This is a genomic window from Bradyrhizobium sp. TM102 (assembly GCF_009176685.1).
GTDB classification, from domain to species: Bacteria; Pseudomonadota; Alphaproteobacteria; order Rhizobiales; family Xanthobacteraceae; genus Bradyrhizobium; species Bradyrhizobium ottawaense.
Genome location: NZ_AP021855.1, coordinates 6,944,966 through 6,968,833 on the forward strand (window position 1 = coordinate 6,944,966; position 23,868 = coordinate 6,968,833).

Here is a 23,868-nt window from a genome sequence, read left to right on the forward strand (position 1 = left end):
TGACAGTTCCAGGCATACCCCGCATCATTTGCAGATGATCACGAAGTCGTGCGCAATCTCGTCGAAGGCGATCGCCTCGAAAAAAGGCCCCCATTTGGGGACCTCGGAGTTTTGCGCGCGCTAGACCGGCTTCGTCATCGCTGCAATCCCGAAAACCCCGCCGCCTGGACGGGGTTTTTTCATGTGCCCTCCGTCTCAGGTTTCCCGAGAAGGAGATGGAAACATGACCGGACTTGAAGATCATTTGCACGGGCTGTGGCTGCCGCTGGTGACGCCGTTTCAGGGCGGCGCGCTCGACGAGCGATCGCTGCGGCGGCTGACGCGACATTACAGCGCGCAAGGCATCGACGGCTTCATCCTGGGGGCGACCTCCGGTGAAGGCATGACGTTGCGCGAGGCCGAGCTCGAACGCCTCGTCGCCATCGTGCGCGACGAGATGGCGGCGGGCCGGCGCACCTTGCCGATCTGCCTCGGACTGTCAGGCGCGGACACCGCGCGGCTGAAGGACCGTCTCGACGAGACCGCGGACTGGCCGATCGACGGTTATCTGATCGCAAGCCCTTACTATGTGCGCCCCTCGCAGCGCGGCCTCTTGGCGCATTTCGAGACGCTCGCCGATCACGCCGCCTGGCCGATTGCGCTCTACAACATTCCCTATCGCACCTCGGTGAACATCACCAACCAGACCATGCTGCGGCTCGCCGAGCATCCGAACATCGTAGGCTTGAAGGATTGCGGCGCGAGCCGCGAGCAATCAATCGCGCTGCTGCGCGACCGTCCGAAGGATTTTCGTGTGCTCACCGGCGAGGACGCCAACTATTTCGAGGCGCTCGTCGACGGCGCCGACGGCGGCATCGTGCTGTCCGCCCATGTCGAGACCGCGACCTTTGCGGCGGTGTATGCGGAAGCGAAGCGCGGCAACCACGACGCGGCTCTGGCGCGCTGGCACGAGGTCGCCGATCTGACGCAGCTGCTGTTCACCGAGCCGAGCCCGGCGCCGGCAAAGTATTGGCTGTGGCGGTGCGGCCTGATCGACAGCCCCGAAGTACGCCTGCCGATGGTGGAAGTAAGCAGCGAGCTCGCCGCCGCGATCGATCGCGAGATCGAGCGACGGACGAAGGTCGCGGCGTAGTATCGTTTACCCTCCCCTGGAGGGCCCCTCCAGGGGAGGGTAAGAGCGCCGCCCGTGGTTAACATCACCCCAACGGCCTTCGCGCCCGCCGCATGGCGCATCCACCGCTCGTTTACCCATCCGTCCCTATCGTTGCTCTCCAGGAACTTCCAGAGGGGGAATGACCATGGGACATCGCACCCGGCCTACGGCGGCGAGCCAATACGCGCCGGCCGATCTTTTGCAGGGAATTCTCGTCGTTTCGTCGTTCGGGTTCTGGGCAGTGATGCTCGGCCTGATGCCGGTGCTGCTGTATCGGATCTGGCTCGCCTGAAGGCGGCACGTCGCGCGGATGGTTAAGCGGCCGTCACAAATGCGCTCAAAATGCGCAGCGGTTTGCAAGCCGGAATCTTAAAACATCCCGCGTATCGTTCACGCCCATAAGCGAAGAAATCGCGGGGGCGTTTATGAATAGTCATAATGAGATGGCGTCGTATTTCGGCGCCGGACAGGAGAAGCTGTCCACCGAGCAGAGCTTTACCACCGAGGACATTCTCTGGGCCGCCGGCATCTGGTCGGTGATCCTGACCATGTCGCCGGTCATCGTGTTCTACATGCTGATGGTGGCGTAGCCGCTTCAAGCAGTTTCCGAAAACGCAAAACGCGCGGACGTTCCCGCGCGTTTTTCGTCCGGGGAATGATTTAAAGAATTAAGCAGCCTGCTTGTGCATTGCGCCGGACGCCGACGCCGTGCCGCGAATGGCCTTGACTGAACGCTCGATCGCCGCCCACAGCCTTGCGATTTCCTGAGCCGCACGGCTCTCGGCCTGATATTCCCGCGCGCCCTCGCCGTGGCTCAGCGCCATCAGGAGATCCGAACGGTTGGTGATCTGGCCGCCCCACACCGGAGCCCGGAATTTGGCCAGCGCTTCGCGGGCGATGGTGACGATCGGGCTTTCGGCTTCGTCGCGCTTGGCCGGTGCACCGTTGAGCACGACCGCATAGGGCTTGCGCGCGGCGCGGCACATCTGGATGGTTTCCTGCACCGCGTTGACGTCGAACACGCCGGGACGCGCCGGAATGACCACCATCGTCGCGTTCTTGATCGCGTCGTCGACCACGGCCGAGAGGTTCGGCGGCGTGTCGATCAACACCCATTCATAACCGTCGCGCTTGGCAGCGGAGACGATGCCGCTGACGGAGTTCACGGCCGCCTTGATCGGCGGCTCGTTGGTGCCACGCAGCTTGTGCCACAGCGTGAGCGAGCCCTGCGGGTCCGCGTCCACGAGCATGACCTGCTTGCTCGCCTTGATCTGCGCGGCGAGATGCGCGGCTAGGGTACTCTTGCCCGAGCCGCCTTTACGCGATGCAAAAACAATAACGTTCATACCTTCGGCCTCCAGATTGACCCCAGGCCGCGAAAATGAATCACCGCGCTGATTCGTGAAAGAAAAATTTATCGGGGGTTGCGTTACCGCCACGAAATAACAAGGCGTGTTGGCTTTTGAGTCACACTGCGTCGCAGGACGAGAGACCAACTGCAGCGAAACGCCGCCCGCGCGAGCATCTGTGCGTTCTTTGAGCAGCCGAGCGGGACCAGGCGGAATGCAACCCTCCCGCGCAAACCCTTATCCGACTCTTTTCCATCGCGCGTTCGTAATTGCCGCAGGCATCAGCGCGGCCTGCGCGAACAAAAGGAGTCCGCTCGCTGGCGCAGGGCTGACGCCGGGCATGACGAAGGTTTCAGACAAGGAACGCGGCTGTCCCGCGCTCAGCTGTCGCTGGTCTTTTTCTTCTTCGCCGCCGGCTTGGTGCTCTTCTTCGCGGTTTTGGGCGCGATGTTGGTCGGCTTGCCGGCGCGGGCCTCGCCCGGCTCGGGTCCGGGCCGGAAGAACACCCGGCATTGCGGCGAGAGCTGCGCCTTCTTCTTGATCATGCAGGCGGTGATGGCGTCGACGTTCGGAACGAACTCGCCGCACAGCCGCATCGCATCCGGCGTGCAGGCCTGCTGCTCCTCCGGGGTGTAGGCGAAGCCGATACCGGGCCGGACCAGCACCGCCAGGGCCATCCCGAGGGTTGCAGCAGCCAAGGATGTCTTGAAGCGAAACGCCGGCATCGATCCCCCCAACATGTCGAGTCGGAGGGAATAGTGGGTGAACGGCGGTTCGTTGGCAACGAGGGCAGATGCGAAAGGTCGGACCTGTGCGGTCTTGGCAACAGGATGGGGCAGACTTCCGCTAGCTGTCCACGACGTCATGGCCGGGCATGTTGTTTAGCCCGGGCATGACGACCACATGGAGGCGCGGGGGATTGACAGCTGTGCGCGAGGAAAGAGTGCTCCGCCCCACAAAAAACGCGAAAACAACCCCATGCACAGTAGCCAAGTCGCGGCAATCGTTACGCATTTCACGACTTAGGATTTAACGAAGCCGAATTTGACTCGTCGGGCAAAACGGGAGCATTATGTCATCATCAAAAAGATGCGCGTGGGTGGTCGGCCTGTCTCCTGCGCTGGTCGGAAAGCGCACGAGAGGAAGCGATCGCAATGGAAGGGAATGAAGCGGATCTGCCGCTGTCCGGTGTCACGGTGGTCTCGCTCGAGCAGGCGATCGCAGCGCCGCTGGCCAGCCGGCACCTCGCCGACTGGGGCGCGCGGGTGATCAAGATCGAGCGGCCGGGCACTGGGGATTTCTGCCGGGACTACGACCACGTGATGAACGGCATGTCGAGCCAGTTCGTCTGGACCAACCGTTCCAAGGAAAGCCTCGCCATCGACATCAAGAGCGAGGACGGCCGCAAGGTGCTCGATGCCCTGCTGCCGCAGGCCGATGTGTTCATCCAGAACCTGGCGCCCGGCGCTGCCGAGCGGCTCGGCCTCGATGCCGCATCGCTTCTGCGCAAACATCCGCGCATCATCGCCTGCGACGTCTCGGGCTATGGCACTGGCGGCCCCTACAGCGACAAGAAGGCCTATGATCTGCTGGTCCAGTGCGAGGCCGGGGTTCTCGCCATCAACGGCACCGAGGCGGAGCCGGCCAAGGTCGGGCTGTCGGTGGTCGACATCGCCACCGGCATGTACATCCTCAACGGCGTGCTGATGGCGCTGTACCGTCGCGAGCGGACCGGCAAGGGCACCGCCTTTCAGGCCTCGCTATTCGATTCCATCACGGACTGGATGAGCTATCCCGCCTTCTACACGCAAAGCACGGGACGGCCGTTGCCGCGAACCGGGGCCAGGCACGCGACGATCGCGCCGTACGGCCCGTTCCGGGTCGGCGACGGCAACACCATCTTCTTCGGCATCCAGAACGATCGCGAATGGCGCTCGCTGTGCCGCATCGTGCTCGGCGATGCCGGCTTCGCCGACGACCTGCGCTTCCGCACCAATCCGCTGCGCATGCAGAACCGCGACGATCTGCAGGCGCATATCGAGCAGCGCTTTGCCGCGATGGCCAGCGAGGAGGTGCTGCGACTGCTGGATGAGGCCTCGATCGCCAACGCGCATCTGAATTCGATCGAGGCCTTCCTGGAGCATGAGCAGCTCCGCGCGCGGTCCCGGGTGCAGAGCGTCGGCTCGCCGTGCGGGCCGGTGATGAGCTTCCTGCCCGCGCTCACCATTCCAGGCGTCAAGCCGCGGATGGATCCGGTGCCGGATGTGGGGCAGCACAATCAAGCCATTTTCAGCGAACTCGGTCTGGCGAAGGACATTTGACGATGGCACAACGGCCAACGCGGGCTTACCTCGCCGTCCCCGCGCATCGCTCCCGTCTCGTCGCCAAGGCGGCGGCCTCGGCTGCGGACGCGGTCTTCATGGATCTCGAAGACGCGGTGCCGCCATCGGAGAAGAGCTTTGCGCTGGAGGAAGCCGTCCGCTCCCTCTCCTCGCTCGACTGGGGCACCAAGCGCGTCACGGTGCGGATCAACGCCGCCGACAGCCGCTTCATCGCGCAGGAAATCCGCGCGCTGGCGGCGCTTCCCCGGCTGGATGCGGTGATCGTGCCGAAGGCGGAGCGCGCTGGCGACATCGTTGCGATCGCCGATCAGCTGCGCGCCGCCGCGCCGGATCGCGCTTCGCCGGTCGCGCTGGAATTGCTGATCGAGACGGCGCTCGGTCTCGTCAATGTCGACACGCTCGCCGCATGTCACGACAGCGTCGCCGCGCTGCATCTCGGCGTCGGCGATTTCGCGGCGTCGATCGGCGCCCGCTCCTCCGACATCGGCGTGTCGCCGGATGGCTACCGCCATGTCGGATCGGCGCAAAGCGGCTATGCCTCTGCCCCGCTCGACCTGTTCGCCTATCCGATGATGCGCCTTCTGGTCGCCGCCCGCGCGTTCGGCCTTCATGCCATCGACGGCCCCTGCGGCGCGTTCCGCGATGCCACGCTGACCGAAAGCGCTGCGCAAAAGGCCGCGGCGATGGGTTTTGACGGCAAGCAGGTCATTCACCCCGACCAGATCGAACCGACGCTGCGCGCGTTCATGCCGTCGGAGCAGGAGCTGGCCCAGGCGCGGCGGATCGTCGAAGCGATGGAGCAGGCGGAGGCGCAAGGCCAGGGCGCGGTGACTCTCGACGGCAAGATGATCGACTACGCCAATGTGCGGATGGCGCGCCGGATCATCGCCCTGGGGTCGTAGCGGCGCTTACGAGCCATTCCCGACGCCCCCTTCGAGCAGGGCTATCGCATATGCTTCGCGGGGACATCGGAGCAAGCGCCTCGTCCTTCGAGACGCCCGCTTCGCGGTCTCCTCAGGGTGAGGCTAGGCGGCAATCGAGCCCGTTGAAACTAGCGCAAGGCACTCGGTCCTCATCCTGAGGGCCCGCCAACGGCGGGCGTCTCGAAGGATGGCCACGGGCGAAATCACTCTCATATGGTGGGTGCACCAGAATGCAAGACCGGTGCTCCAAGGCCGGTGATTCAAGGCCCTCGCAACACGAGCCGGCCGAGCAGCGCCGCGAGCTCGCTTTGCCTGGATATGCCGAGCTTCTGAAATACGCGCTTCAGCACATTGCGCGCCGTGTCTTCGGCAATCCCGAGCCGGCCCGCAGCTTGTTTCGGGGGAACGCCCGAGCCCACCAGCGAGGCGATCCTGGCCTCCCCGAGCGTCAAGCCCAGGATGTCCCGCACGATGGCGGGATCCGGAGGCTCGGCAGATTTCTGCTCGATCGCGAGCACGATTGCTCGCGTGCGGGTCAGAAAATGGCCGTCTGAAAGTGCGCCGGCGGTGATCGGGAGCAGGTAGATGACGAAACGCCGGCCTGTTGCACTCGACTCGACGAGAATGGGTCTCGGCTCGGCCAGCAGATCGCGCGCCTCGGCGCGAAGCGTTTGCGTCATGGCGGCCTCGAACGGCGCGCGGCTCGCCACCATGCGAACACGCAGACGATCGTTCACGAGGTCGAACACCTCGCCGAGAAGGCTCTCCCCAACCGGATTGGCGAACAGCACACGCGCCGACGAGTCCAGCGCGAACACGCCGATGCCGATCCGCGCGAGGGCGTCGCCAAGGCCCAGATTGGCCAGTTCGGTATCAAGCAGCCTGATCGACAGCCGCAACGATTTCTCGGCATGGCGCCCGAGCGTCGCTATCAGGTCCAGCTCGGCGTCGGAGAACTGCGGCCTGGCGAAGGCTCGCTGCACGCTGAGAGCCACGATGATCCGGGGGTCGGGTGACACCCCGATCGATCCGAACCAGCCCAAACCGTGCCTTGCGAGGAATTCCCTGCTGAACGGATGGTTGAGGTAGGCGTCGTCGATCGGGCCGATGTGTCGATCGGTAAAGGGCTCGCCGCTGACGTAAAGGCCGGCCGAGATGCAACGTTCGGCCTTGAAATCGTGCTGCGCCCAACGCGTCCCATAGTCGGTGAGCGCCGGCGCGAGACTTTCGGAGGCGATGGCTCCGAAGGCCCCGTCGTCCCTTCGCCATTGCAGGATCGCGCCGGCGTCATCGAAGCAGCCTGCGATCTTGCCAAGAGCGGATGGCCAGAGTGATGGGCTCGCTGCTGTATCGTAGATCGCTTCGACGGCAGCGAGGAGACGGTCGGCGGCAAGGGGCATGGGATCCAAATCGATCAGAGAATGCATTCAGGTTACACGAGATTGCCTTCAAGCAATTGCCGTCCGGCCGCTTTCCCGGGACTTCTACCGGATTTCTACGTGAGAGATCGGTTACGGTGGCGGTGCACAAAATTGTCTTTGGTCTTCCTTGCGGCTAACGTGCGCTCTGCGGTGCGGGCGTTCTTGTGGACTATCACCGTCATCAAGCACTGCCACCGTCATCAGGGGCGGTGACGCTGGAAGGCAAGATGATCGACTATGCCAATGGGCGGATGGCACGCCGGATCATCGGACTGGGGTCGTAGCGGCGCATGGCCACGCTATTGATCGTCGCGCCGGTGTTTGCGCTGATCGCGGCCGGCTATGCCGCGGTGCTGTTTCGCTTCGTCTCCGAGGCCGCGCACAAGGGCATCAGCGAATTCGCCTTCAGCATCGCGATCCCAGCGCTGCTGTTCCGCACCATCGTCGTGTCGGAATTCCCCGATGTCAGCCCCTACAGGATGTGGGGCGCCTATTACGGCGCGCTGGCCGTCATCTGGATCGCGGCGCTCGCGATCTCCGCGCTGCTCCGCGCGCCGCGGGAAGATCGCGAGGACGGCGTCGTGTTCGCGATCGGCTCGGTCTACGGCAACATCGTGATGCTCGGCATTCCCCTGACGCTCTCGGCGCTGGGTAATGAGGCCGCCGGACCGATGGCCCTGATCCTGTCGGTGAACACGCCGCTGCTCTGGCTCTGCGGCATCCTGCAGATGGAGCTGGTCAACCGCAAGCGGACCGGCTCGGCCCTGTCGGTGATCTGGCCGGTGCTCACGGACCTCGCCCGCAACCCGCTGATGCTGGCGATCGGCTTCGGCGTGGTCTGGCGTTTTACCGGCCTCGGCCTCACCCCGGTCGTCGACCGCACCATCGAGCTGCTCGCGCAGGCGGGCTCGCCGACGGCGCTGATCGCCCTCGGCATCAACCTGTTCCGCTTCGAGGTGAAGGGCGAGAAGCTGAGCATCTTGGTGATGTGCGCGCTCAAGCTGGCGGCGATGCCGGCGGCCGCGTTCGTGCTGGCAAAGCTGCTCGACCTGCCGCCGCTGGCCGCCGGTGTCGTCGTGCTGTTCGCGGCAATGCCGACCGGCGCGAATGCGTACATCTTCGCGGTGCAGTATCAGCGGCTGGTGAACCCGGTGTCGGGGGCGGTGGCGCTGGGCACGCTGCTGGCGGCGGCGACGCTGCCGGTGGTGGTTTGGGTGGTGGCGCGCTGAGCACGCGCAGCATCGTCTCGAAGATTTTGCCTTTACACGCGAAGGTCGCTAGGCTGCCCTGATACGTGTTTCAGGGAGGGGCACATGGCACAGCGCGAAGACATGCTCGCATTGATCAGGACCGCCTACGCCGCGCGCGGCGACGGCGACGTCGAAGGCCTGGTGGCGGCTTTTCATCCCGACGGCCACTTCACCTTGATGGGCGACAAGGGTGCGCTCGAACTGACGGGACGCATGGAGGGGCACCCGACCCTGCGCGGGGCTTTCACTCAGTTCACTGCCACCTTCGGCTTCGAAAGCCGCGAGATCCTGGCTGAGCTGGTCGACGGGGATCGCGTTGCAGTCCATTCCCGGGTTCTCGTTCGATACAATCCGAGCGGAAAGACTTTCAGCACCGAGATCCTGGACCTGTTCAGATTTCAGGATGGCAAGATCGCCGAGCTGATCGAGTTTGCGGACACGGCGCAGATCAAGGCGATGATTGCGTGAGGCGGGATGCAGCTCCGTAGGAGTTTCGCGCACTGTCACCGTAACTCGGCAACACGCTGGCCCTCGCGCCAGGCCATCTCCCAGAAGTCTGCCTCGAGCCGGGTGGCTTCCTTGAAGATCGCAGTCAGCTCGGCCTCGCGGGCCGGCGTGGCGTAGAGATCGGCGAGATGGTCGAGGTGCGCACGGGCTTTGGCAGCGACCTCCTGGTACGGCACGCCGGCGTACTCCGCGATCCAGACGCGATAGGCGTTCGTCGCAGCGTCCGCATGGGGTCGCGAGGCGAGCCGCGTTGCGATCTCGGCGTACCCGATCACGCAGGGGGCAAGCGCCACCTTGAGTGCCAGCAGATCGCCGCGCATTCCAGCGTCGAGCACGTAGCGTGTATAGGCCAGCATCTCGGCCGCCGGAGGGGCCTGTTCAAGATCGGCCGGGGATAGGCCCCAATCGGCACAGAGCTTCACATGCAGGTTCATCTCGACATCGAGGATGGCCGACAGGCCGGCCGCTGCTTCACGCATGTCGGCAAGCCTGGGCGACTTGTAGACCGCGAGCGCGTAGGCGCGAGCAAACTCGATGAGGAACAGGTAATCCTGAACGAGGTAGTGACGAAACGCAGCTTCAGAGAGCGAGCCGTCCGCCAATCCGTTCGTAAAGGGATGTTCGGTGTAGGCCCGCCACTCAACGGATGCTTCTGTCTTGAGACGCTCGAAGAAACTCACGATGGTTTTTGCCTGGCTTGTTGGTCCTTGAACGTCTTTGGTTCACTACCGATAGCGCATTGCGGAACGAGGAGCTACGGTGACGGCGGACAGAATTGGCTTTGAACAGCGTTGCGGATGGGGCACTCCCCGCGTCGAGGGTTTGGTGCACTGTCCGCGCAAACGTCTTTCGTGCACCCTCACCGCAATTCCCTGCTTGCGTTACGGCTGCGGCACCCATGCGTTCAGGCGGAAACTATCGCCCGGCGAATGCATGAAAATATCGCTCCGAATTACGGTGACAGTGCGCTTAACTGACAATGAAAGTTCTTCCGTCTTTGCCGCGGCTCGACCAGTGCTTACTCCGTTGCATGAGCAGTACTCGCGGCACTTCATTTTCCGGGAACGTTGAAAATATATCGCAAGGGACGCTACTGAAAGAGCAACACAATCGTTAGACGTCTGGCGCGACACGCGCGCGCGAGAACCACTGGCGGGCGTCGCTGCGAAAGAGCAGCACCACGGCGACTACCAACAATAGATATCCGATGTGAAAGAGGATCGCCGCAACAGCGTTGAGCCGGAAACGTTCGTCGAAGTCGATGATGACGCTCGGAATTCCGATAATGACCATGACGAGACTGATCCAGCGAGCCCAATTCTGTCGCTTTCGCGCAATCAGCCAAATCCAAAGCGACTGCCCTAAGATGGAGCAAAGGAACATGATCGGATAGCCGATTGGATACAGGCTGTAGTACTTGGCGAGGCTGGCGGGATTCGCAGCAGCCGACCCCAAGCCCGTGACAAGCGCCGCACCAGCCAGGCGCTCGTACCAAATGACACTATCCGGGCGGCTCGCGCCCCCTACTTTCTCCGAAGCTCCACCAATCATGCACCACCCCGACGACCAACGAGCCTCGGCCCAATGCGAAGACGATAGAGCGCTCAGTCCCAATCCGAGAAGCCGGTTGAGACGCATGCACGTTCAATCTTTGATTAAAGTGACTTGGCTTCAGGAGAGCTGCTGATCTCAGACCGTTCGACAAGCTGGATGGCTGACGTGGAGGCGCTGGTACAGTTGGGTGGGCTCGAACCACCGACCTCCTGTTCCACAGACAGGCGCTCTAACCAACTGAGCTACAACTGCATCCTGGCGAGCCGCCCTCGGGGCTACCTGAAAAGGCCGTCGACCTAGGGGGCTGGACGGGGCGGAAACTAGGTGCAACGGCCCGGTTTGGCAAGGCCGCAATGGGGCGAAAAACCAGCTGAAATCGCCGTCGATGCGACGAAATCGGGCTTGATGGCGGGCATCGAGGGGTTACGCTGCCCGCCGTCCGCTCGAGCAGGGCACCGCGTGTGACGCTGAAGCTTTAGGCGCTCAGGCTCCCACATCGTCATGGCCGGGCTTGGCCCGGCCATCCACGCCTTTGCGCGCGGCACTGAGAACGTGGATGCCCGGGCCTTCGCCTCGCCGAAGCGGCTTCGGCCGCGCAGGCGGGACAAGCCCGGGCATGACGACCTTCGTGGCTACCAGCATACCCGCAAGCGGGAGAGGCAAAGAAAAACCCGGGCGCTTGGCCCGGGTTTCGCCAGTTCAAACCTGCCTCACCGCTCAGGCGGCGGGCTTGTAGAACTTCGAGGCGCTGGCCTTGATCGGCTCGGCGGTCTCGGCGGCGACGCGCTGGGTGAGCTCGACCAGCTCCTTGGCCTGGGACTGGAGGGTCTCGAGCTGGGTGCGGGTGTGGCCGGTCCACAGCTCCAGCGCTTCCGCCGGCGACTTCAGGCCGAACAGCTGCTGGACGAAGTCCAGCTGGGCGCTGGTGTTGGCCTTCATGAACTCCACCAGCTTGGCGGTGTATTCGCTCGCGCCCTTGCTGGCCGAGGTGAACACGGCCTCGACGGTGCCGTTGTGGCTCTCGGCCACGTCCTTGAACTTGGCGTAGTTTTCGCGGGCCTGCGACACGCCCTTTTCGGCGAACGCACGCATCTGCTCGGGGACCTCGAACGGAATGATCGAGGCAGAAAACGGATCAGTCGCACCTGTCATGGTTGTCCCTCACGCTAATTGAAAAAAATGGAGTGAGCCTTCTGGCGCGCCCGCCGGCCCCCGGTCTGGGCCGTCACACATTGAGCGGGTACGAAAGACTGGAAACGCGAAACAAAGAGATGGCTCGCCCAGCGCTCAGCATTATGGCTGCCTATCGTGTCAACATTGTGCAGCGCAATGCGCCAACAGGGTGCGCTGCGAAATTTAATCTAGGTTAGGATGAGGTTCCGGTATGGGGGAACCGGGGGTTGAGGTGGGTGGGTCGGGCTAGCCCGCTGTCATTCCGGGGCGCGCTCAGCGCGAGCCCGGAATCCATTCCACCACCGTCTCTGCGGCCCGATGGATTCCGGGTTCGCGCTGAGCGCGCCCCGGAATGACGGCGGAGAGCGCCTCGCCTCGAATCCCTTGGATGAACCGGGCGGCGGCTTGCGGGTTCGGGCTGATTAAGGTTATCGCGGCTTAGGGCCGCCGCCGCGGACCGGGGCCGTGGACCTGCCCGCGGGCGCGGGCGATACTAACCCTTTCTTAAGGCTGTCATTCCCGGCAGCCGCCAGCTTCAAGCGTGAGACACAGCCGGTCGGATGACGAGTTCGGATTTCCAGTTGCGAGGTGTGGGCGATCCCCGGCTGGCCGTGCATGCGACCTCGCAGCTCGCGACATGGCTGTGGTCGATCGACGGGACGCGCGTGCTGTGGGCCAATCCGGTCGGCGCAAAGCTGTTCGGCGCGGCGAACGGCGCAACGCTCGCGGACAAAGTGTTCGGTCCGGCCGACCCCCATCGCCGCCAGGTTGCCCGGCTCGCCCGGCAGTTGCCCGCGAATGGCACCGTGCGGCTCGAACGTCTGCGCGGCTTCGGCGCCCGGTTCGGCACGCTGATGACCTGCGCCTGCGCCCGGCTCGACTTTGCCGATGGCGGACACGCGGTGCTCGTCACCGCGATGGACGCGACCTTGCGCACCATGCCGCTGGTCGAGCGGCTGCATCGCCTGGTCGAAGACGCGAAGATGCCGATGGCGGCGTTCGCGCCCGACGGCCTGTTCGTCGGCGCCAGCGAGGCCGCCCGCTCCCTGCTCGGCTTCCGCGATCTCGGCGAGGCCGGCCTCGAACAGGCGCGCAACGATGCGCTGCGCGAGGGCCGCGTCGAAACGCCGATCGGCATCGGCCAGATGGTGCTGCAACGGGTCGGCCTAGGGGCCGATGTCGGCCTAATCGCGCTGATCGAGCCGGCCAGGCAAGCTGCGCCCGCAGCGGCCGTGCAAGAGAGCACGGCGGAAGCCGCAAACGAGACGCCGGTTGAATCTGCGCCGCAGGCCGCGGCCACGCCGAGCGAGCCGCCACCGGCGCAGGACGGATCGGCCGGGATCTCGTTGTTCGATGCGTTCGCCGAGCCGATCGAGGCGCCCACGGCAACCGAGACGACCGCGCCTGAACCGCAGGGCTCGGCAAGGATTGAGGACGCGGCCGAAGAGCCTGTTCGAGAACCAGCTCGCGAAACGCCGGACCAGACCGCCGACATCGCGCCAAAGACTCCGGTTGAAAACCCGCACCAAGCCATTGTGTCGCCGCAGGCTGCGCCGATCACATCAGGCATGGTCGAGCCGCCGTCGGGCCAGGAATCGTCTGGCCGGGAGTCGTCGGGCCAAGAATCGCCCGCACCGCGTCAGCATCCGCTGCGCTTCCTCTGGCAGATGGATGCAGAGGGTCGCTTTGTGCTTCTCTCCGACGAATTCATCCGCCTGATCGGCGCGCGCACCGCCGCCGGCTTCGGCCGCCCTTGGCGCGAGATCGCCGAACAATTCTCGCTCGATCCTGATGGCCGCGTCGCGGAGGCGCTTGCAAGCCACGACACCTGGGCCGGGATCACCGTGAACTGGCCAGCTGACGGCGGCGAGCATCTGCCGGTCGAGCTCGCGGGCCTGCCGGTCTACGACCAGTCGCGCAACTTTGCCGGCTTCAAGGGCTTTGGCGTCTGCCGCGATCTCGACGGCCTCAACCGTCTCGCAGCGATGAGGCGCTTCGAGACGGTGACCGAACCGCCGGCGCAGCACGGCCCGTCTGCCGAACTGGTCGCGCCCGAGGCCGAGCCGGTCGCGGAGGCGCCGCCTCCGCCGATCGAGCCGCCCGCAGCCGAGCCCGAGCCAACACCCGAACCTGAACTGCTAGAGCCCACCAGCGACGCGAATTCACACCCAACCGATCCGGAAACGTCAGTGGAAACGCCAGTCGAAACCCCTCCGAATGTCGTGCCGTTCCGCCCGCACGGCGACGTCAGATCACTCAGTGATCAGAGATCGCCGACGCTGACGCCGGTCGAGAACAGCGCGTTCAATGAGCTCGCCCGGCAATTGTCCGAGCGCCTCGAACGCGAGCGCGAGACGATCGCGGCAGAAGGCGCCGAGCCTGTGGCGGAGATCACCAACGAGCCGCCGGCGCCCGAGCCCAAACCGCCCCACGCGCCGGCCGAATGGCTGACCGAGCCCGCGCCGCCGGCGCGCGGCGCCAGCGCGCGCGACCGCACCCTGCTCGACCTGTTGCCGACGGGGATCCTGATCTACCGGCTCGACCGCCTGCTCTACGCCAACCCCGCCTTCCTCGCGCGCATAGGCTATGCCGGCATCAACGCGCTGGAGAATGCCGGCGGGCTCGATGCGCTCTATGTCGAGCCCGGCGTGTCCTCGGCCAGCAGCACCTCGCAAGCCGGCACGCCTGTCACGATCAGCGCGACGCTCGCGAACGGCGAAGCACCGCTTGCGACCACCGAGGCGCATCTGCACACGATCGACTGGGACGGCGAGAGCGCACATGCGCTCATCTGCGCGCTGCCGCAGGCGGCGCCCAGCGTCGCGGCGCCCGTGATCGCACAGACGATCGTCACTGAATCTGTTGTCGCCGAATCCTTCCCCTACGCGCCCGAGCTGGACTCCGCGGCCGGCGATGCCGATGCCGAGGATCTCGCCGCGATCCTCGACACCACCGCCGAGGGCATCGTCATGTTCGATGCCGAAGGCAACATCCACGCCTGCAACCGCAGCGCGGAGGCGCTGTTCGGCTATGACGGCGCCGACCTGCTCGAGCAGAATCTGGCGACGCTGTTCGCGCCGGAGAGCCGGCAGATCGTCGCCGACTATCTCGAAAGCCTCAAGAGCCAGGACATTTCGAGCCTGCTCGACCACGGCCGCGAGGTGCTCGGACGCGAGAAGAAGGGCGGCGTCATTCCGCTCGCGATGATCATGGGCCGCACGCGGCCGGACGGCCCGAACTTCTTCGCCGTGTTCCGCGATCTCTCGCAGAGCAAGAAGGGCGAGAGCGAGCTGACACAGGCGCGCCACCTCGTCCACAGCGCGGCCAACGCCAAGGCCGACATGCTGGCGCGGATCAGCCACGAGATCCGCACGCCGCTTAACGCCATCATCGGCTTTGCCGAGGTGATGATCTCCGAACGCTTCGGCACGCTCGGCAACGAGCGCTACGGCGAATACATGAAGGACATCCGTGCCTCCGGCGAGCGCGTCATCGCGATCATCGACGACCTCCTGGAGCTGTCGCGGATCGAGACCGGCAAGCTCGATCTCAACTTCGCCAACCTCAGCCTCAACGACCTCGTCGAAGCCTGCGTGACCGTGATGCAGCCGCAGGCCAATCGCGAGCGCATCATCATCCGCACCTCGCTCGCGCATGCGCTGCCGCAGGTCACGGCGGACGCGCGCGCGATGCGGCAGATCACCATGAATCTGATCTCGAACTCGATAAGGCTTGCCAGCGCCGGCGGCCAGGTCATCGTCTCCACCGCGCTGTCCGACCGCGGCGAGATTGCGCTGCGCATCCGCGATACCGGCCATGGCCTGTCCGAGCGCGAAGTCGCCGCCGCGATGGAGCCGTTCCGCACCCCGCCGCCCGGGGACGCCGCAGACAATTCGGCGCTAAGCCTGTCGCTGACCAAGGCCCTGGTCGAGGCCAACCGCGCCCGCTTCAACATCAAGAGCGCGGGGAATTCCGGCACGCTGATCGAAGTGGTGTTCGCACCGGTGGTGGCGGGGGCGTAGGCGTCGCCACAGGCGTCATGCCCGGGCTTGTCCCGGGCATCCACGTTCTAGGTACCGCAGGCAAGACGTGGATGGCCGGGACAAGCCCGGCCATGACGATGTGGAAGCATCGACGCGCTAGAACTCAGACATCACGCCGCGCGCACGGTGTCCAAGAACCTGCTCACCTCGATCTTCAGCCGGCTGCTGTCGTTCGACAGCGACTGCGCCGCGGACAGCACCTGCGAGGAGGCCGAGCCCGTCTCGGTCGCGCCCTGGCGCACGCTGCTGATGTTTGCGCTCACCTGCGTGGTGCCGGCGGCCGCGTTCTGGACGTTGCGCGAGATCTCGCCGGTCGCGGCGCCCTGCTCTTCCACGGCGGCAGCGATGGTGGAGGAGATCTCGGACAGCCGCTCGATGGTGCCGCCGATGGTCTTGATGGCGCCGACCGAATCCTCCGTCGCAACCTGGATGCTGGAAATCTGCTGACCAATGTCGCCGGTGGCCTTCGCGGTCTGCTCGGCCAGCGCCTTCACTTCCGAGGCGACCACCGCAAAGCCGCGCCCGGCTTCGCCGGCACGCGCGGCCTCGATGGTGGCGTTCAGCGCCAGCAAATTGGTCTGACCCGCGATGGCGCTGATGAGCTCGACCACGTCGCCGATGCGCGCAGCCGCTTTCGACAATTCGCTGACGCGGTCGTTGGTCTGCCCGGCCTGGCTGACGGCTTCGCCGGCCATGCGCGCGGAGGCCTGCACCTGGCGGCTGATCTCGTGGACGGAGGCGGTCAGCTCCTCCGCCGCGGAGGCCACCGACTGCACGTTGGTCGCGGCCTCTTCGGAGGCCGCCTCGACCAGCGTGGCAAGCTCGGTCGAGCGGCTGGCGGTTGTGGTCAGCGAGGTCGCCGACGCCTCGAGCTCGTTGGCGGCAGACGACACGGTCTCGACGATCTCGCCGATCGCGCCTTCGAAATCGTCGGCCATCCTGATCATGTCGGCGCGGCGGCGCTCGGCGGCAAGCTTGTCCTGCCTGATCTTCTCTTCCGCCTCTTCCTGCGCCTTCCGCTCGGCATTGACCTTGAACGTCTCGACGGCCTGCGCGATCTCGCCGATCTCGTCGGGACGGCCGAGCCCGGGCAGCACGATGGCGAAATTGCCGTTGGCGAGCTCGATCATCGCCGCGCGCATGGCCGACAGCGGCTTGGAAACCGAGCGGCCGATGAAGATGCCGAGGCCGAGCACGACGGATGCGATCAGCGCGATCGCAACGCCGATCCACCATTGGATGCTGTCGCGCTGGGCATCGTTCAGCCGGTCGGCTTCGGCGCGGATCTGGTCGACCGCTTGCGACACCTGCTCGATGACGGGCTCGACCGCGGAGAAGGCCTCCGACATCGCCTTGAGTTCGATTCCCAGAGCCAGCGCGGTCTCCATCCAGGCGAAGAAGTCACGCTGGTAATCGGCGAGCTTCTGGCGCAACTCGGCCTTCGCATCGGCGGGAATGGAGGGCTCGTCGAGGCCCGTCACAAACTCGGCCGCGCGCTTCTTCATGTCGTCGCCGTATCTGGCGTCGCGACGCAGCATGAAGTCCTTCTCGTGCCTTCGCATCATCAGCATGGTCACCTTGAGCGACGGATTCCGGAGCTCGCCGACCTTGGTCTCGATGTCGTGGACCGAGGCCCGCAAGCGGCCTTCGAGACCGGACTTTTCATCGAGCCCGAGCCGCTGTCTCTGCTCGACCACCGCGGCGAAACGGGTCTGATAGGTCTTCAGCGATGCGGTCATCGCGTCGATCCTCGCGACCAGCTCGGGCTTGCCGAGCCCTGAAATCCTGGCGCGAAGCTTCTCGATATCGAGCGAGACCTGCTGGCTGATCTCGGCCTGGCGCTGCGCCTTGGCCGGTTCGCTGCGCAAGAGGAAGTCCTTCTCGGCGCGGCGTCCCTCGAGCAGCTCGACGGCGATCCTGTTGTTCAGCTCGAAGATGGTGCGCGCCTTCTCGGCGGCGTCGCGATAGAACGCCATCGCGTTCTCGCCGTAGAGATGGATGCCGCCGATCAGGACGACACCGATGACGCCAATGACGCCGATCGCGGTGATCTTGTGGGTGAGACGAAGGGAGAGAAATCGCATCTTGGCTTCAAAAATCGGTTGTGGCTGATGCGAGTATGAAACGTCAGGGCGAGGAAACTACCGTTAATTTACCGGCACGTATGAATACGTACTTGTGCACGATACCCGTCATACGAGAGGTAACGGACTCCCCACGCCAGGTTTCTACTGGCATGTTATGCACGGTGAGATACACAGGCGCGGACAAAAAAACACGGCGCTCGTGGCGCCGTGCTGTCCTGTCTTCAAACGACGGTGGCGGTCCGGATCAGCTGTAGATCTCGAACAGGCCGGCGCCGCCCTGGCCGCCGCCGATGCACATCGTCACCACGCCCCACTTGGCCTTGCGGCGCGCGCCTTCCTGCAGCAGGTGGCCCGTGAGGCGGGCGCCGGTCATGCCGAAGGGATGGCCGATCGCGATCGAGCCGCCGTTGACGTTGTATTTGGCGGGATCGATGCCGAGCTGGTCGCGGCAGTACAGGCACTGGCTGGCGAAGGCTTCGTTGAGCTCCCACAGGTCGATGTCGTCGACCTTGAGGCCGGTGCGCTTGAGCAGCTTCGGAATTGCGAACACCGGGCCGATGCCCATTTCGTCGGGCTCGCAGCCCGCGGTCGCCCAGGCGACGAAGCGGCCGAGCGGCTTGAGGCCGCGCTTCTCGGCGTCCTTGGCTTCCATCAGCACCACGGCAGCGGCGCCGTCCGAGAGCTGGCTGGCATTGCCGGCGGTGACGAACTTCCCGGGACCCTTCACCGGCTCGAGCTTGGCGAGACCTTCCATCGTGGTCTCGGGCCGGTTGCACTCGTCGCGATCGACGACGTAGTCGACGATGCTCTCCGCCTTGGTCGCCTTGTCGACGACCTTCATCTTGGTCTTCATCGGGACGATCTCGTCCTTGTACTTGCCCGCCTGCTGCGACGCCGCCATGCGGCGCTGCGATTCCAGCGAGAACTCGTCCTGATATTCGCGGCTGAGCTTGTAGCGCTCGGCGACGATGTCGGCGGTGTCGATCATCGCCATGAAGATATCGGGCGCGACCTTGAGCAATTCAGGATCGATCGATTCCTTCGGGGTGCCGCCGCCCGGCATCGAGATGCTCTCGACCCCGCCGGCTACGATGCAGTCGGCGCCGTCCGAGCGGATCGAGTTGGCGGCCATCGCGATCGTCTGCAGTCCCGAGGAGCAGAACCGGTTCACCGATACTCCGGCGGTGGTCTTCGGCAGGCCGGCGAGCAGCGCGGCCTGGCGGCCGATGTTGGGCGCGCCATGGGCGCAATTGCCGAGATAGCAGTCCTCGACATAATCCTTGTCGACGCCGGCGCGCTTCACCGCATGCTGGATGGCGTGGGCCGCGAGCGACATCGGCGGCGTGATGTTGAACCCGCCGCGGCCGGATTTTGCGAGGCCCGTGCGCGCATAGGAAACGATGACGGCTTCACGCATTGTTTTCTCCCTTGTCGAGCGATTTTGAACGGAGCGCTCTTTGAACGAGTTGTCCTGGCGCCATTGGTACACAAAGTTTGGCAGGCGCGGAAAATAAAAACGCCGCCTCCCGTGACGGAGGCGGCGTTGTTCCGCGGGTCGGAATATGTCAGCGTCTCAGAACGTCAGCGCCTTGACCTGCTTGACCTGCGGCAGGGCCTGCACCTTGGCGAGCACCTCCGCCGGGACCGCGCCATCGACCTCGACCAGCGCGATAGCGTCGCCGCCCTGCTCGACGCGGCCGAGATGGAAGGTCGCGATGTTGATCTTGGCGTCGCCCAATAGGCCAGCGAAACTGCCGATGAAGCCCGGCTTGTCCTCGTTGGTGACATAGATCATCGACTTGCCGAACTCGGCGTCGACGCGGATGCCCTTGATGTCGACCAGGCGCGGCTTGCCGTCGTGATAGACGGTGCCGGAGACCGAGCGCTCCTGGCGTTCGGTCGCGACCGTCACGGTGATCAGGCTCTCATAGTCGCTCTGGGCGGCGCGCACGATCTCGTCCACCACCATGCCGCGCTCCTTGGCGACGACGGGCGCGGACACCACGTTGACCTCGCCCAGCATCGGCCGCAGCAGGCCCGACAGCACGGCGGAGGTGATCGCCTTGATCTTCATCTCGGCGACGTGGCCCTCATAGGTGATCTCGACCTTGAGGATGCCGGTCTCGGTGAGCTGGCCGGCGAACGAGCCGAGCTTCTCGGCGAGCGAGATGAACGGCTTCAGCTTCGGCGCTTCTTCCGCCGTGATCGAGGGGAAGTTGACCGCGTTCGAGATCGCGCCGGTGAGCAGGTAATCCGACATCTGCTCGGCGACCTGGAGCGCGACGTTCTCCTGCGCTTCGGTGGTGGAGGCGCCGAGATGCGGCGTGCAGATCACGTTGGGATGGCCGAACAGCACGTTGGCGTTCGCGGGCTCCTCGACGAAGACGTCGAACGCGGCGCCGGCAATGTGCTTGGAATTGAGTGCATCGACCACCGCCTGCTCGTCGACGAGACCGCCGCGCGCGCAGTTGATCAGGCGCACGCCCTTCTTCATCTTGGCGATTGCGGCAGCGTCGATGATGTTCTTCGTCTTCTCGGTCAGCGGCGTGTGCAGCGTGATGAAATCGGCGCGCTTGAGCAGGTCGTCGAGCTCGACCTTCTCGACGCCGATGTCCTTGGCGCGCTCCGGCGACAGGAACGGATCGAACGCGATCACCTTCATGCGCAGGCCGAGTGCGCGGTCGGCGACGATCGAGCCGATGTTGCCGCAGCCGACGACGCCGAGCACCTTGCCGGTGATCTCGACGCCCATGAAGCGGTTCTTCTCCCACTTGCCGGCCTGGGTCGAGGCGTCGGCCTGCGGGATTTCGCGCGCGAGCGCCAGCATCAGGGTGACGGCATGCTCGGCGGTCGTGATCGAATTGCCGAACGGCGTGTTCATCACGATGATGCCCTTGGCCGTGGCGGCGGGGATCTCGACATTGTCGACGCCGATGCCGGCGCGGCCGATCACCTTGAGGTTGGTCGCCTTGTCGAGAATCTTTGCGGTCGCCTTCGTCGCGGAGCGGATCGCAAGGCCGTCGTAATTGCCGATGATCTCGGCGAGCTTGTCCTTGTCCTTGCCGAGATTGGGCTGGAAGTCGACCTCGACGCCGCGGTCTTTGAAGATCTGCACGGCAGCGGGCGAGAGCGCGTCGGAAATGAGAACTTTGGGTTTGGTCATGGGATGTGTCCTTCACACCCTCCCCTGGAGGGGGAGGGTCGGCGCGAAGCGCCGGGGTGGGGTGAAGCTGCGAATTCGAAATTCGCCAGTGCGCCGTGTGGAGAGATCACCCCACCCCGCCGCACCTGACGGTGCGTCGACCCTCCCCCTCCAGGGGAGGGTCAGAACTCAGGCCGCCTTGGCGAGCGTGGCCTTGGTCTCGGCAAAAGCCCAGTCGATCCACTGCGTCAGCAGCTCGACGTCCTTGGCCTCGACGGTGGCGCCGCACCAGATGCGCAGGCCGGCCGGCGCATCGCGATAATACGCGAAGTCGTAGCCGGCGCCTTCCTTCTCCACCAGCGCCACCAGCTTCTTGGAGAAGTCGGCTTGCGCATCCTCGGACAGCGAGGTGATGGCGGGATCGGTGAACTTCAGGCACACCGAGGTGTTGGAGCGGATCGAAGCGTCCTTGGCCAGGAAGTCGATCCAGGGCGTCTTCGCCTTCCAGTCGGCGAGCACCTTGGTGTTGGCGTCGGCACGCGCGATCAGCGCCTTGAGGCCGCCGATCGACTTGGCCCAGTTCAGCGCGTCGAGATAATCCTCGACGCAGAGCATCGACGGCGTATTGATGGTCTCGCCGACGAAGATGCCTTCATTGATCTTGCCGCCCTTGGTCATGCGGAAGATCTTCGGCAGCGGCCAGGCCGGCTTGTAGGTTTCCAGCCGTTCCACCGCACGGGGCGACAGGATCAGCATGCCGTGCGCGGCTTCGCCGCCGAGCGCCTTCTGCCAGGAGAAGGTGACGACATCGAGCTTGGCCCAGTCCAGCGGCTGCGCAAACGCGGCCGAGGTGGCATCGCAGATGGTCAGGCCTTCGCGGGCAGAGCTGATCCAGTCGGCGTTCGGCACGCGCACGCCCGACGTGGTGCCGTTCCAGGTGAAGACGACGTCGCTCTTGGGATCGACCTTGGCGAGGTCGGGGATCTCACCATAGGCTGCGTTGAGCTTGGTGACGTCCTTGAGCTTCAATTCCTTGACGATGTCGCTGACCCAGCCCTCGCCGAAGGATTCCCAGGCGAGCGTGGTGACGGGGCGCGCACCGAGCAGCGACCACAGCGCCATCTCGACCGCGCCGGTATCGGAGGCCGGCACGATGCCGATGCGATAATCGGCGGGCACCTCGAGCACTTCGCGCGTCAGATCGATCGCGAGCTTGAGCTTGGTCTTGCCGACCTTCGCGCGATGCGACCGGCCGAGCGCTGCGTCCTGGAGATTTTGGGCGTTCCAGCCGGGGCGCTTGGCGCAGGGGCCGGAGGAGAAATGCGGCACGTTCGGCCGCGAAGCGGGCTTCGCTACAGTCATAATATCTACCCTTCCAGATAGTCAGCCTCCCGTTGGGGGGAGGTGTCCCGCCGCGGCTGATACGGGAAACAGGAAGAGTCGTCAAGGAAGTTCCGGCGTCTCACGGCGGCGTGATGGTGCTTCCGGTGCGATATCAGGGGATTCGACGACCGCGAGCGCATTCAGCAAGTCCGTGGCCTCGCTGATCAATTGCGCGGCTCTGCGACGGCTGCCGACTTTCAAAATGCACTTGTCATTGGCCTGCACGACGTAATCGTTGCCGACCTTGATCATTGAATAGCTTGTCATCGAAATCCCCGAACCGACAGAGCCCGGTGTCTGACGCTGCCTAGCACCGTTCGTTCCCGGATCAACGCGAACGACGGCTGGGTAGTTTATCAGCTGTTAATATGAACAAGCGCGCGATCCGAATTCGCTGATCGCGCAAGGCTCGCGAGGAGCTGCCTCAAAAGCGGACAGTCATACCGACGTGGCTCGCCGCGAACCCGAGCCGCTTGTAGAAGCGCTGCGCATCGACGCGGCTCGCATGCGTCAGCAACTCGACCAGACTGCAGCCGCGCGCTTTCGCTTCCGCGATCGCCCATTGCACCAACCGCTCGCCGATGCCGCGGCTGCGACAATCCGAAGCAACGCGAACGTCTTCGAGCAGGCCGCGCACGCCGCCTTGCGAGCTGATGCCCGGCAGGATCGCGAGTTGCAGGCAGCCGACCACCCTGCCCTCGCTCTCGGCGACCACGAGCGTGAGGTTCGGATCGCGCTCGACCCGCGCGAAGGCCTCGTAATAGGCGGCAGGCAACGGATCCTCGACGCGCTCGCGCGCGCGGCCCAGATGATCGTCGGCGAGCATCGCCACGATCGCTGGAACGTCGTCGCGGCGCGCGCGGCGAATGGAGACGGATTCGGCGTTCATGTCAGGCAAGTCCAACCTCAGCGCGCCGGCGGGAGGCCGAGAAGCGCTTCGACCTCGCCGATCCAGCGGCGGAGAGCGGCATAGCGGCCGAGATCGAAGCCGCCTTCATGCGCCACGCGGGTATAGGCGAGCAGCGAGACGTCGGCGAGCGAAACCTCTTCACCGGCGAAGAAGCGGGAGGCCAAAAGATGCTGCTCCATGCGGTCGAGCGCCGCATAGCCGCGCTTGACCTTTTCGGGGTCGAGCTCGGATGCGTCCTTGCCGAGATAAACGAGGAGGAAGCGGCACACCGCGATATAGGGCTCGTGGCTGTACTGTTCCCAGAACAGCCATTCGTCCATCTTGGCCGCCATGAAGGCGTCGCGCGGGACGAGCGCGCTGTCGCGGGCGAGATAGCGGATGATGGCATTGGACTGCGCCAGCGTGCGGCCGTCGTCGAATGCGACGGTGGGCACCTGGCCGGCGCCGTTCATCTCAAGGAATTGCGGCGTGCGCGTCTCGCCCTTGCGCGTGTCGATCTCGATCCATTGGTAGGGCAATGCGAGCTTGTCGCAGACCCACTTCACCTTCAGACAATTGCCGGAATTGCTGTCGCCGTAGATCTTCATCGCTGCCGCCCCGCGTTGGAACGACAGAGCATCAGGACGGCGCG

21 protein-coding genes and 1 tRNA gene are annotated in these 23,868 nt (G+C 64.8%); 8 read left to right on the forward strand and 14 right to left on the reverse strand.

The window, feature by feature from the left end:
• Positions 1 to 223: 223 nt before the first annotated feature.
• From dapA to GDN70_RS32795, 3 genes are all read left to right on the forward strand, one after another.
• Positions 224 to 1,132, forward strand: coding sequence for a 4-hydroxy-tetrahydrodipicolinate synthase (gene dapA, locus GDN70_RS32790; RefSeq protein ID WP_028140501.1), 909 nt, complete (start codon positions 224 to 226; stop codon positions 1,130 to 1,132).
• Positions 1,133 to 1,298: 166 nt separating this feature from the next.
• Complete coding sequence (locus GDN70_RS35305; protein ID WP_165637427.1) at positions 1,299 to 1,445, forward strand: hypothetical protein; 147 nt, start codon at positions 1,299 to 1,301, stop codon at positions 1,443 to 1,445.
• Positions 1,446 to 1,578: 133 nt separating this feature from the next.
• Positions 1,579 to 1,743 carry a hypothetical protein gene (locus GDN70_RS32795; RefSeq protein WP_131233054.1) on the forward strand — a complete coding sequence of 55 codons (165 nt, stop codon included), beginning with the start codon at positions 1,579 to 1,581 and terminating at the stop codon, positions 1,741 to 1,743.
• 78 nt (positions 1,744 to 1,821) lie between these two features.
• Here the strand turns inward: GDN70_RS32795 and GDN70_RS32800 are convergent, their stop codons facing one another.
• A complete protein-coding gene (locus GDN70_RS32800) occupies positions 1,822 to 2,499 on the reverse strand; it encodes a ParA family protein (protein ID WP_025032179.1) in 678 nt (225 codons plus the stop codon).
• A 383-nt stretch (positions 2,500 to 2,882) separates the two neighbouring features.
• Positions 2,883 to 3,227, reverse strand: coding sequence for a hypothetical protein (locus GDN70_RS32805; RefSeq protein WP_028140502.1), 345 nt, complete (start codon positions 3,225 to 3,227; stop codon positions 2,883 to 2,885).
• Between the two features lie 429 nt (positions 3,228 to 3,656).
• On the opposite strand from GDN70_RS32805, the gene GDN70_RS32810 reads away from it, so the two are divergent.
• Together GDN70_RS32810 and GDN70_RS32815 are read left to right on the forward strand one after the other, a co-directional pair.
• Positions 3,657 to 4,823: a CaiB/BaiF CoA-transferase family protein gene (locus GDN70_RS32810; RefSeq protein ID WP_152103557.1), complete on the forward strand. Its 1,167-nt coding sequence runs from the start codon at positions 3,657 to 3,659 to the stop codon at positions 4,821 to 4,823.
• 2 nt (positions 4,824 to 4,825) lie between these two features.
• Positions 4,826 to 5,746, forward strand: coding sequence for a CoA ester lyase (locus GDN70_RS32815; protein WP_028140504.1), 921 nt, complete (start codon positions 4,826 to 4,828; stop codon positions 5,744 to 5,746).
• A 281-nt stretch (positions 5,747 to 6,027) separates the two neighbouring features.
• On the opposite strand, the gene GDN70_RS32820 is transcribed toward GDN70_RS32815, so the two are convergent.
• On the reverse strand, positions 6,028 to 7,167 hold the full coding sequence (locus tag GDN70_RS32820; protein ID WP_028140505.1) for a helix-turn-helix transcriptional regulator: 1,140 nt from the start codon (positions 7,165 to 7,167) through the stop codon (positions 6,028 to 6,030).
• Positions 7,168 to 7,478: 311 nt separating this feature from the next.
• Between GDN70_RS32820 and GDN70_RS32825 the strand changes: the two genes are divergently transcribed.
• Positions 7,479 to 8,417 (forward strand): AEC family transporter, encoded by a 939-nt coding sequence (locus GDN70_RS32825; protein WP_028140506.1) that lies wholly within the window; start codon positions 7,479 to 7,481, stop codon positions 8,415 to 8,417.
• A gap of 84 nt (positions 8,418 to 8,501) precedes the next feature.
• Positions 8,502 to 8,906 carry a nuclear transport factor 2 family protein gene (locus tag GDN70_RS32830; RefSeq protein WP_028140507.1) on the forward strand — a complete coding sequence of 135 codons (405 nt, stop codon included), beginning with the start codon at positions 8,502 to 8,504 and terminating at the stop codon, positions 8,904 to 8,906.
• A gap of 35 nt (positions 8,907 to 8,941) precedes the next feature.
• On the opposite strand, the gene tenA is transcribed toward GDN70_RS32830, so the two are convergent.
• The 4 genes from tenA to GDN70_RS32850 all read right to left on the reverse strand — a co-directional run bounded on the left by tenA (position 8,942) and on the right by GDN70_RS32850 (position 11,651).
• Positions 8,942 to 9,625: a thiaminase II gene (gene tenA, locus GDN70_RS32835; protein WP_028140508.1), complete on the reverse strand. Its 684-nt coding sequence runs from the start codon at positions 9,623 to 9,625 to the stop codon at positions 8,942 to 8,944.
• Positions 9,626 to 10,058: 433 nt separating this feature from the next.
• A complete protein-coding gene (locus GDN70_RS32840; protein ID WP_028140509.1) occupies positions 10,059 to 10,496 on the reverse strand; it encodes a hypothetical protein in 438 nt (145 codons plus the stop codon).
• 178 nt (positions 10,497 to 10,674) lie between these two features.
• A tRNA-His gene (locus GDN70_RS32845) sits at positions 10,675 to 10,751 on the reverse strand.
• Between the two features lie 465 nt (positions 10,752 to 11,216).
• Positions 11,217 to 11,651 (reverse strand): phasin, encoded by a 435-nt coding sequence (locus GDN70_RS32850; RefSeq protein ID WP_152103558.1) that lies wholly within the window; start codon positions 11,649 to 11,651, stop codon positions 11,217 to 11,219.
• A gap of 581 nt (positions 11,652 to 12,232) precedes the next feature.
• Between GDN70_RS32850 and GDN70_RS32855 the strand changes: the two genes are divergently transcribed.
• Positions 12,233 to 15,694 (forward strand): PAS domain S-box protein, encoded by a 3,462-nt coding sequence (locus GDN70_RS32855; RefSeq protein ID WP_152103559.1) that lies wholly within the window; start codon positions 12,233 to 12,235, stop codon positions 15,692 to 15,694.
• Between the two features lie 131 nt (positions 15,695 to 15,825).
• On the opposite strand, the gene GDN70_RS32860 is transcribed toward GDN70_RS32855, so the two are convergent.
• From GDN70_RS32860 to GDN70_RS32890, 7 genes are all read right to left on the reverse strand, one after another.
• The gene (locus GDN70_RS32860; protein WP_028140512.1) at positions 15,826 to 17,799 is read right to left on the reverse strand and encodes a methyl-accepting chemotaxis protein; all 1,974 of its coding nucleotides are present in this window, start codon (positions 17,797 to 17,799) and stop codon (positions 15,826 to 15,828) included.
• A 247-nt stretch (positions 17,800 to 18,046) separates the two neighbouring features.
• Positions 18,047 to 19,219: an acetyl-CoA C-acyltransferase gene (locus GDN70_RS32865; RefSeq protein ID WP_028140513.1), complete on the reverse strand. Its 1,173-nt coding sequence runs from the start codon at positions 19,217 to 19,219 to the stop codon at positions 18,047 to 18,049.
• A 156-nt stretch (positions 19,220 to 19,375) separates the two neighbouring features.
• The gene (serA, locus tag GDN70_RS32870) at positions 19,376 to 20,965 is read right to left on the reverse strand and encodes a phosphoglycerate dehydrogenase (protein ID WP_038947431.1); all 1,590 of its coding nucleotides are present in this window, start codon (positions 20,963 to 20,965) and stop codon (positions 19,376 to 19,378) included.
• A 168-nt stretch (positions 20,966 to 21,133) separates the two neighbouring features.
• Entirely contained in the window at positions 21,134 to 22,306 is a 1,173-nt protein-coding gene (locus GDN70_RS32875; protein ID WP_038971113.1) for a phosphoserine transaminase, read from the reverse strand.
• 81 nt (positions 22,307 to 22,387) lie between these two features.
• Positions 22,388 to 22,579 (reverse strand): hypothetical protein, encoded by a 192-nt coding sequence (locus GDN70_RS32880; RefSeq protein ID WP_240536301.1) that lies wholly within the window; start codon positions 22,577 to 22,579, stop codon positions 22,388 to 22,390.
• A gap of 172 nt (positions 22,580 to 22,751) precedes the next feature.
• On the reverse strand, positions 22,752 to 23,216 hold the full coding sequence (locus tag GDN70_RS32885; protein ID WP_028140516.1) for a GNAT family N-acetyltransferase: 465 nt from the start codon (positions 23,214 to 23,216) through the stop codon (positions 22,752 to 22,754).
• A 17-nt stretch (positions 23,217 to 23,233) separates the two neighbouring features.
• Positions 23,234 to 23,824, reverse strand: coding sequence for a glutathione S-transferase family protein (locus GDN70_RS32890; protein ID WP_028140517.1), 591 nt, complete (start codon positions 23,822 to 23,824; stop codon positions 23,234 to 23,236).
• Positions 23,825 to 23,868 lie beyond the last annotated feature (44 nt).

What these genes read in the sequence shown, in the direction of transcription:
- GDN70_RS32820 (WP_028140505.1), bottom strand. Translation starts at nt 7,167, where the DNA reads ATGCCCCTTGCCGCCGACCGTCTCCTCGCTGCCGTCGAAGCGATCTAC.
- GDN70_RS32865 (WP_028140513.1), bottom strand. Translation starts at nt 19,219, where the DNA reads ATGCGTGAAGCCGTCATCGTTTCCTATGCGCGCACGGGCCTCGCAAAA.
- GDN70_RS32880 (WP_240536301.1), bottom strand. Translation starts at nt 22,579, where the DNA reads ATGATCAAGGTCGGCAACGATTACGTCGTGCAGGCCAATGACAAGTGC.
- GDN70_RS32890 (WP_028140517.1), bottom strand. Translation starts at nt 23,824, where the DNA reads ATGAAGATCTACGGCGACAGCAATTCCGGCAATTGTCTGAAGGTGAAG.
- GDN70_RS32800 (WP_025032179.1), bottom strand. Translation starts at nt 2,499, where the DNA reads ATGAACGTTATTGTTTTTGCATCGCGTAAAGGCGGCTCGGGCAAGAGT.
- GDN70_RS32860 (WP_028140512.1), bottom strand. Translation starts at nt 17,799, where the DNA reads ATGCGATTTCTCTCCCTTCGTCTCACCCACAAGATCACCGCGATCGGC.
- GDN70_RS32825 (WP_028140506.1), top strand. Translation starts at nt 7,479, where the DNA reads ATGGCCACGCTATTGATCGTCGCGCCGGTGTTTGCGCTGATCGCGGCC.
- dapA (WP_028140501.1), top strand. Translation starts at nt 224, where the DNA reads ATGACCGGACTTGAAGATCATTTGCACGGGCTGTGGCTGCCGCTGGTG.
- GDN70_RS32815 (WP_028140504.1), top strand. Translation starts at nt 4,826, where the DNA reads ATGGCACAACGGCCAACGCGGGCTTACCTCGCCGTCCCCGCGCATCGC.
- GDN70_RS32850 (WP_152103558.1), bottom strand. Translation starts at nt 11,651, where the DNA reads ATGACAGGTGCGACTGATCCGTTTTCTGCCTCGATCATTCCGTTCGAG.
- GDN70_RS32805 (WP_028140502.1), bottom strand. Translation starts at nt 3,227, where the DNA reads ATGCCGGCGTTTCGCTTCAAGACATCCTTGGCTGCTGCAACCCTCGGG.
- GDN70_RS35305 (WP_165637427.1), top strand. Translation starts at nt 1,299, where the DNA reads ATGGGACATCGCACCCGGCCTACGGCGGCGAGCCAATACGCGCCGGCC.
- GDN70_RS32795 (WP_131233054.1), top strand. Translation starts at nt 1,579, where the DNA reads ATGAATAGTCATAATGAGATGGCGTCGTATTTCGGCGCCGGACAGGAG.
- GDN70_RS32810 (WP_152103557.1), top strand. Translation starts at nt 3,657, where the DNA reads ATGGAAGGGAATGAAGCGGATCTGCCGCTGTCCGGTGTCACGGTGGTC.
- GDN70_RS32840 (WP_028140509.1), bottom strand. Translation starts at nt 10,496, where the DNA reads ATGATTGGTGGAGCTTCGGAGAAAGTAGGGGGCGCGAGCCGCCCGGAT.
- GDN70_RS32885 (WP_028140516.1), bottom strand. Translation starts at nt 23,216, where the DNA reads ATGAACGCCGAATCCGTCTCCATTCGCCGCGCGCGCCGCGACGACGTT.
- GDN70_RS32875 (WP_038971113.1), bottom strand. Translation starts at nt 22,306, where the DNA reads ATGACTGTAGCGAAGCCCGCTTCGCGGCCGAACGTGCCGCATTTCTCC.
- GDN70_RS32855 (WP_152103559.1), top strand. Translation starts at nt 12,233, where the DNA reads ATGACGAGTTCGGATTTCCAGTTGCGAGGTGTGGGCGATCCCCGGCTG.
- serA (WP_038947431.1), bottom strand. Translation starts at nt 20,965, where the DNA reads ATGACCAAACCCAAAGTTCTCATTTCCGACGCGCTCTCGCCCGCTGCC.
- GDN70_RS32830 (WP_028140507.1), top strand. Translation starts at nt 8,502, where the DNA reads ATGGCACAGCGCGAAGACATGCTCGCATTGATCAGGACCGCCTACGCC.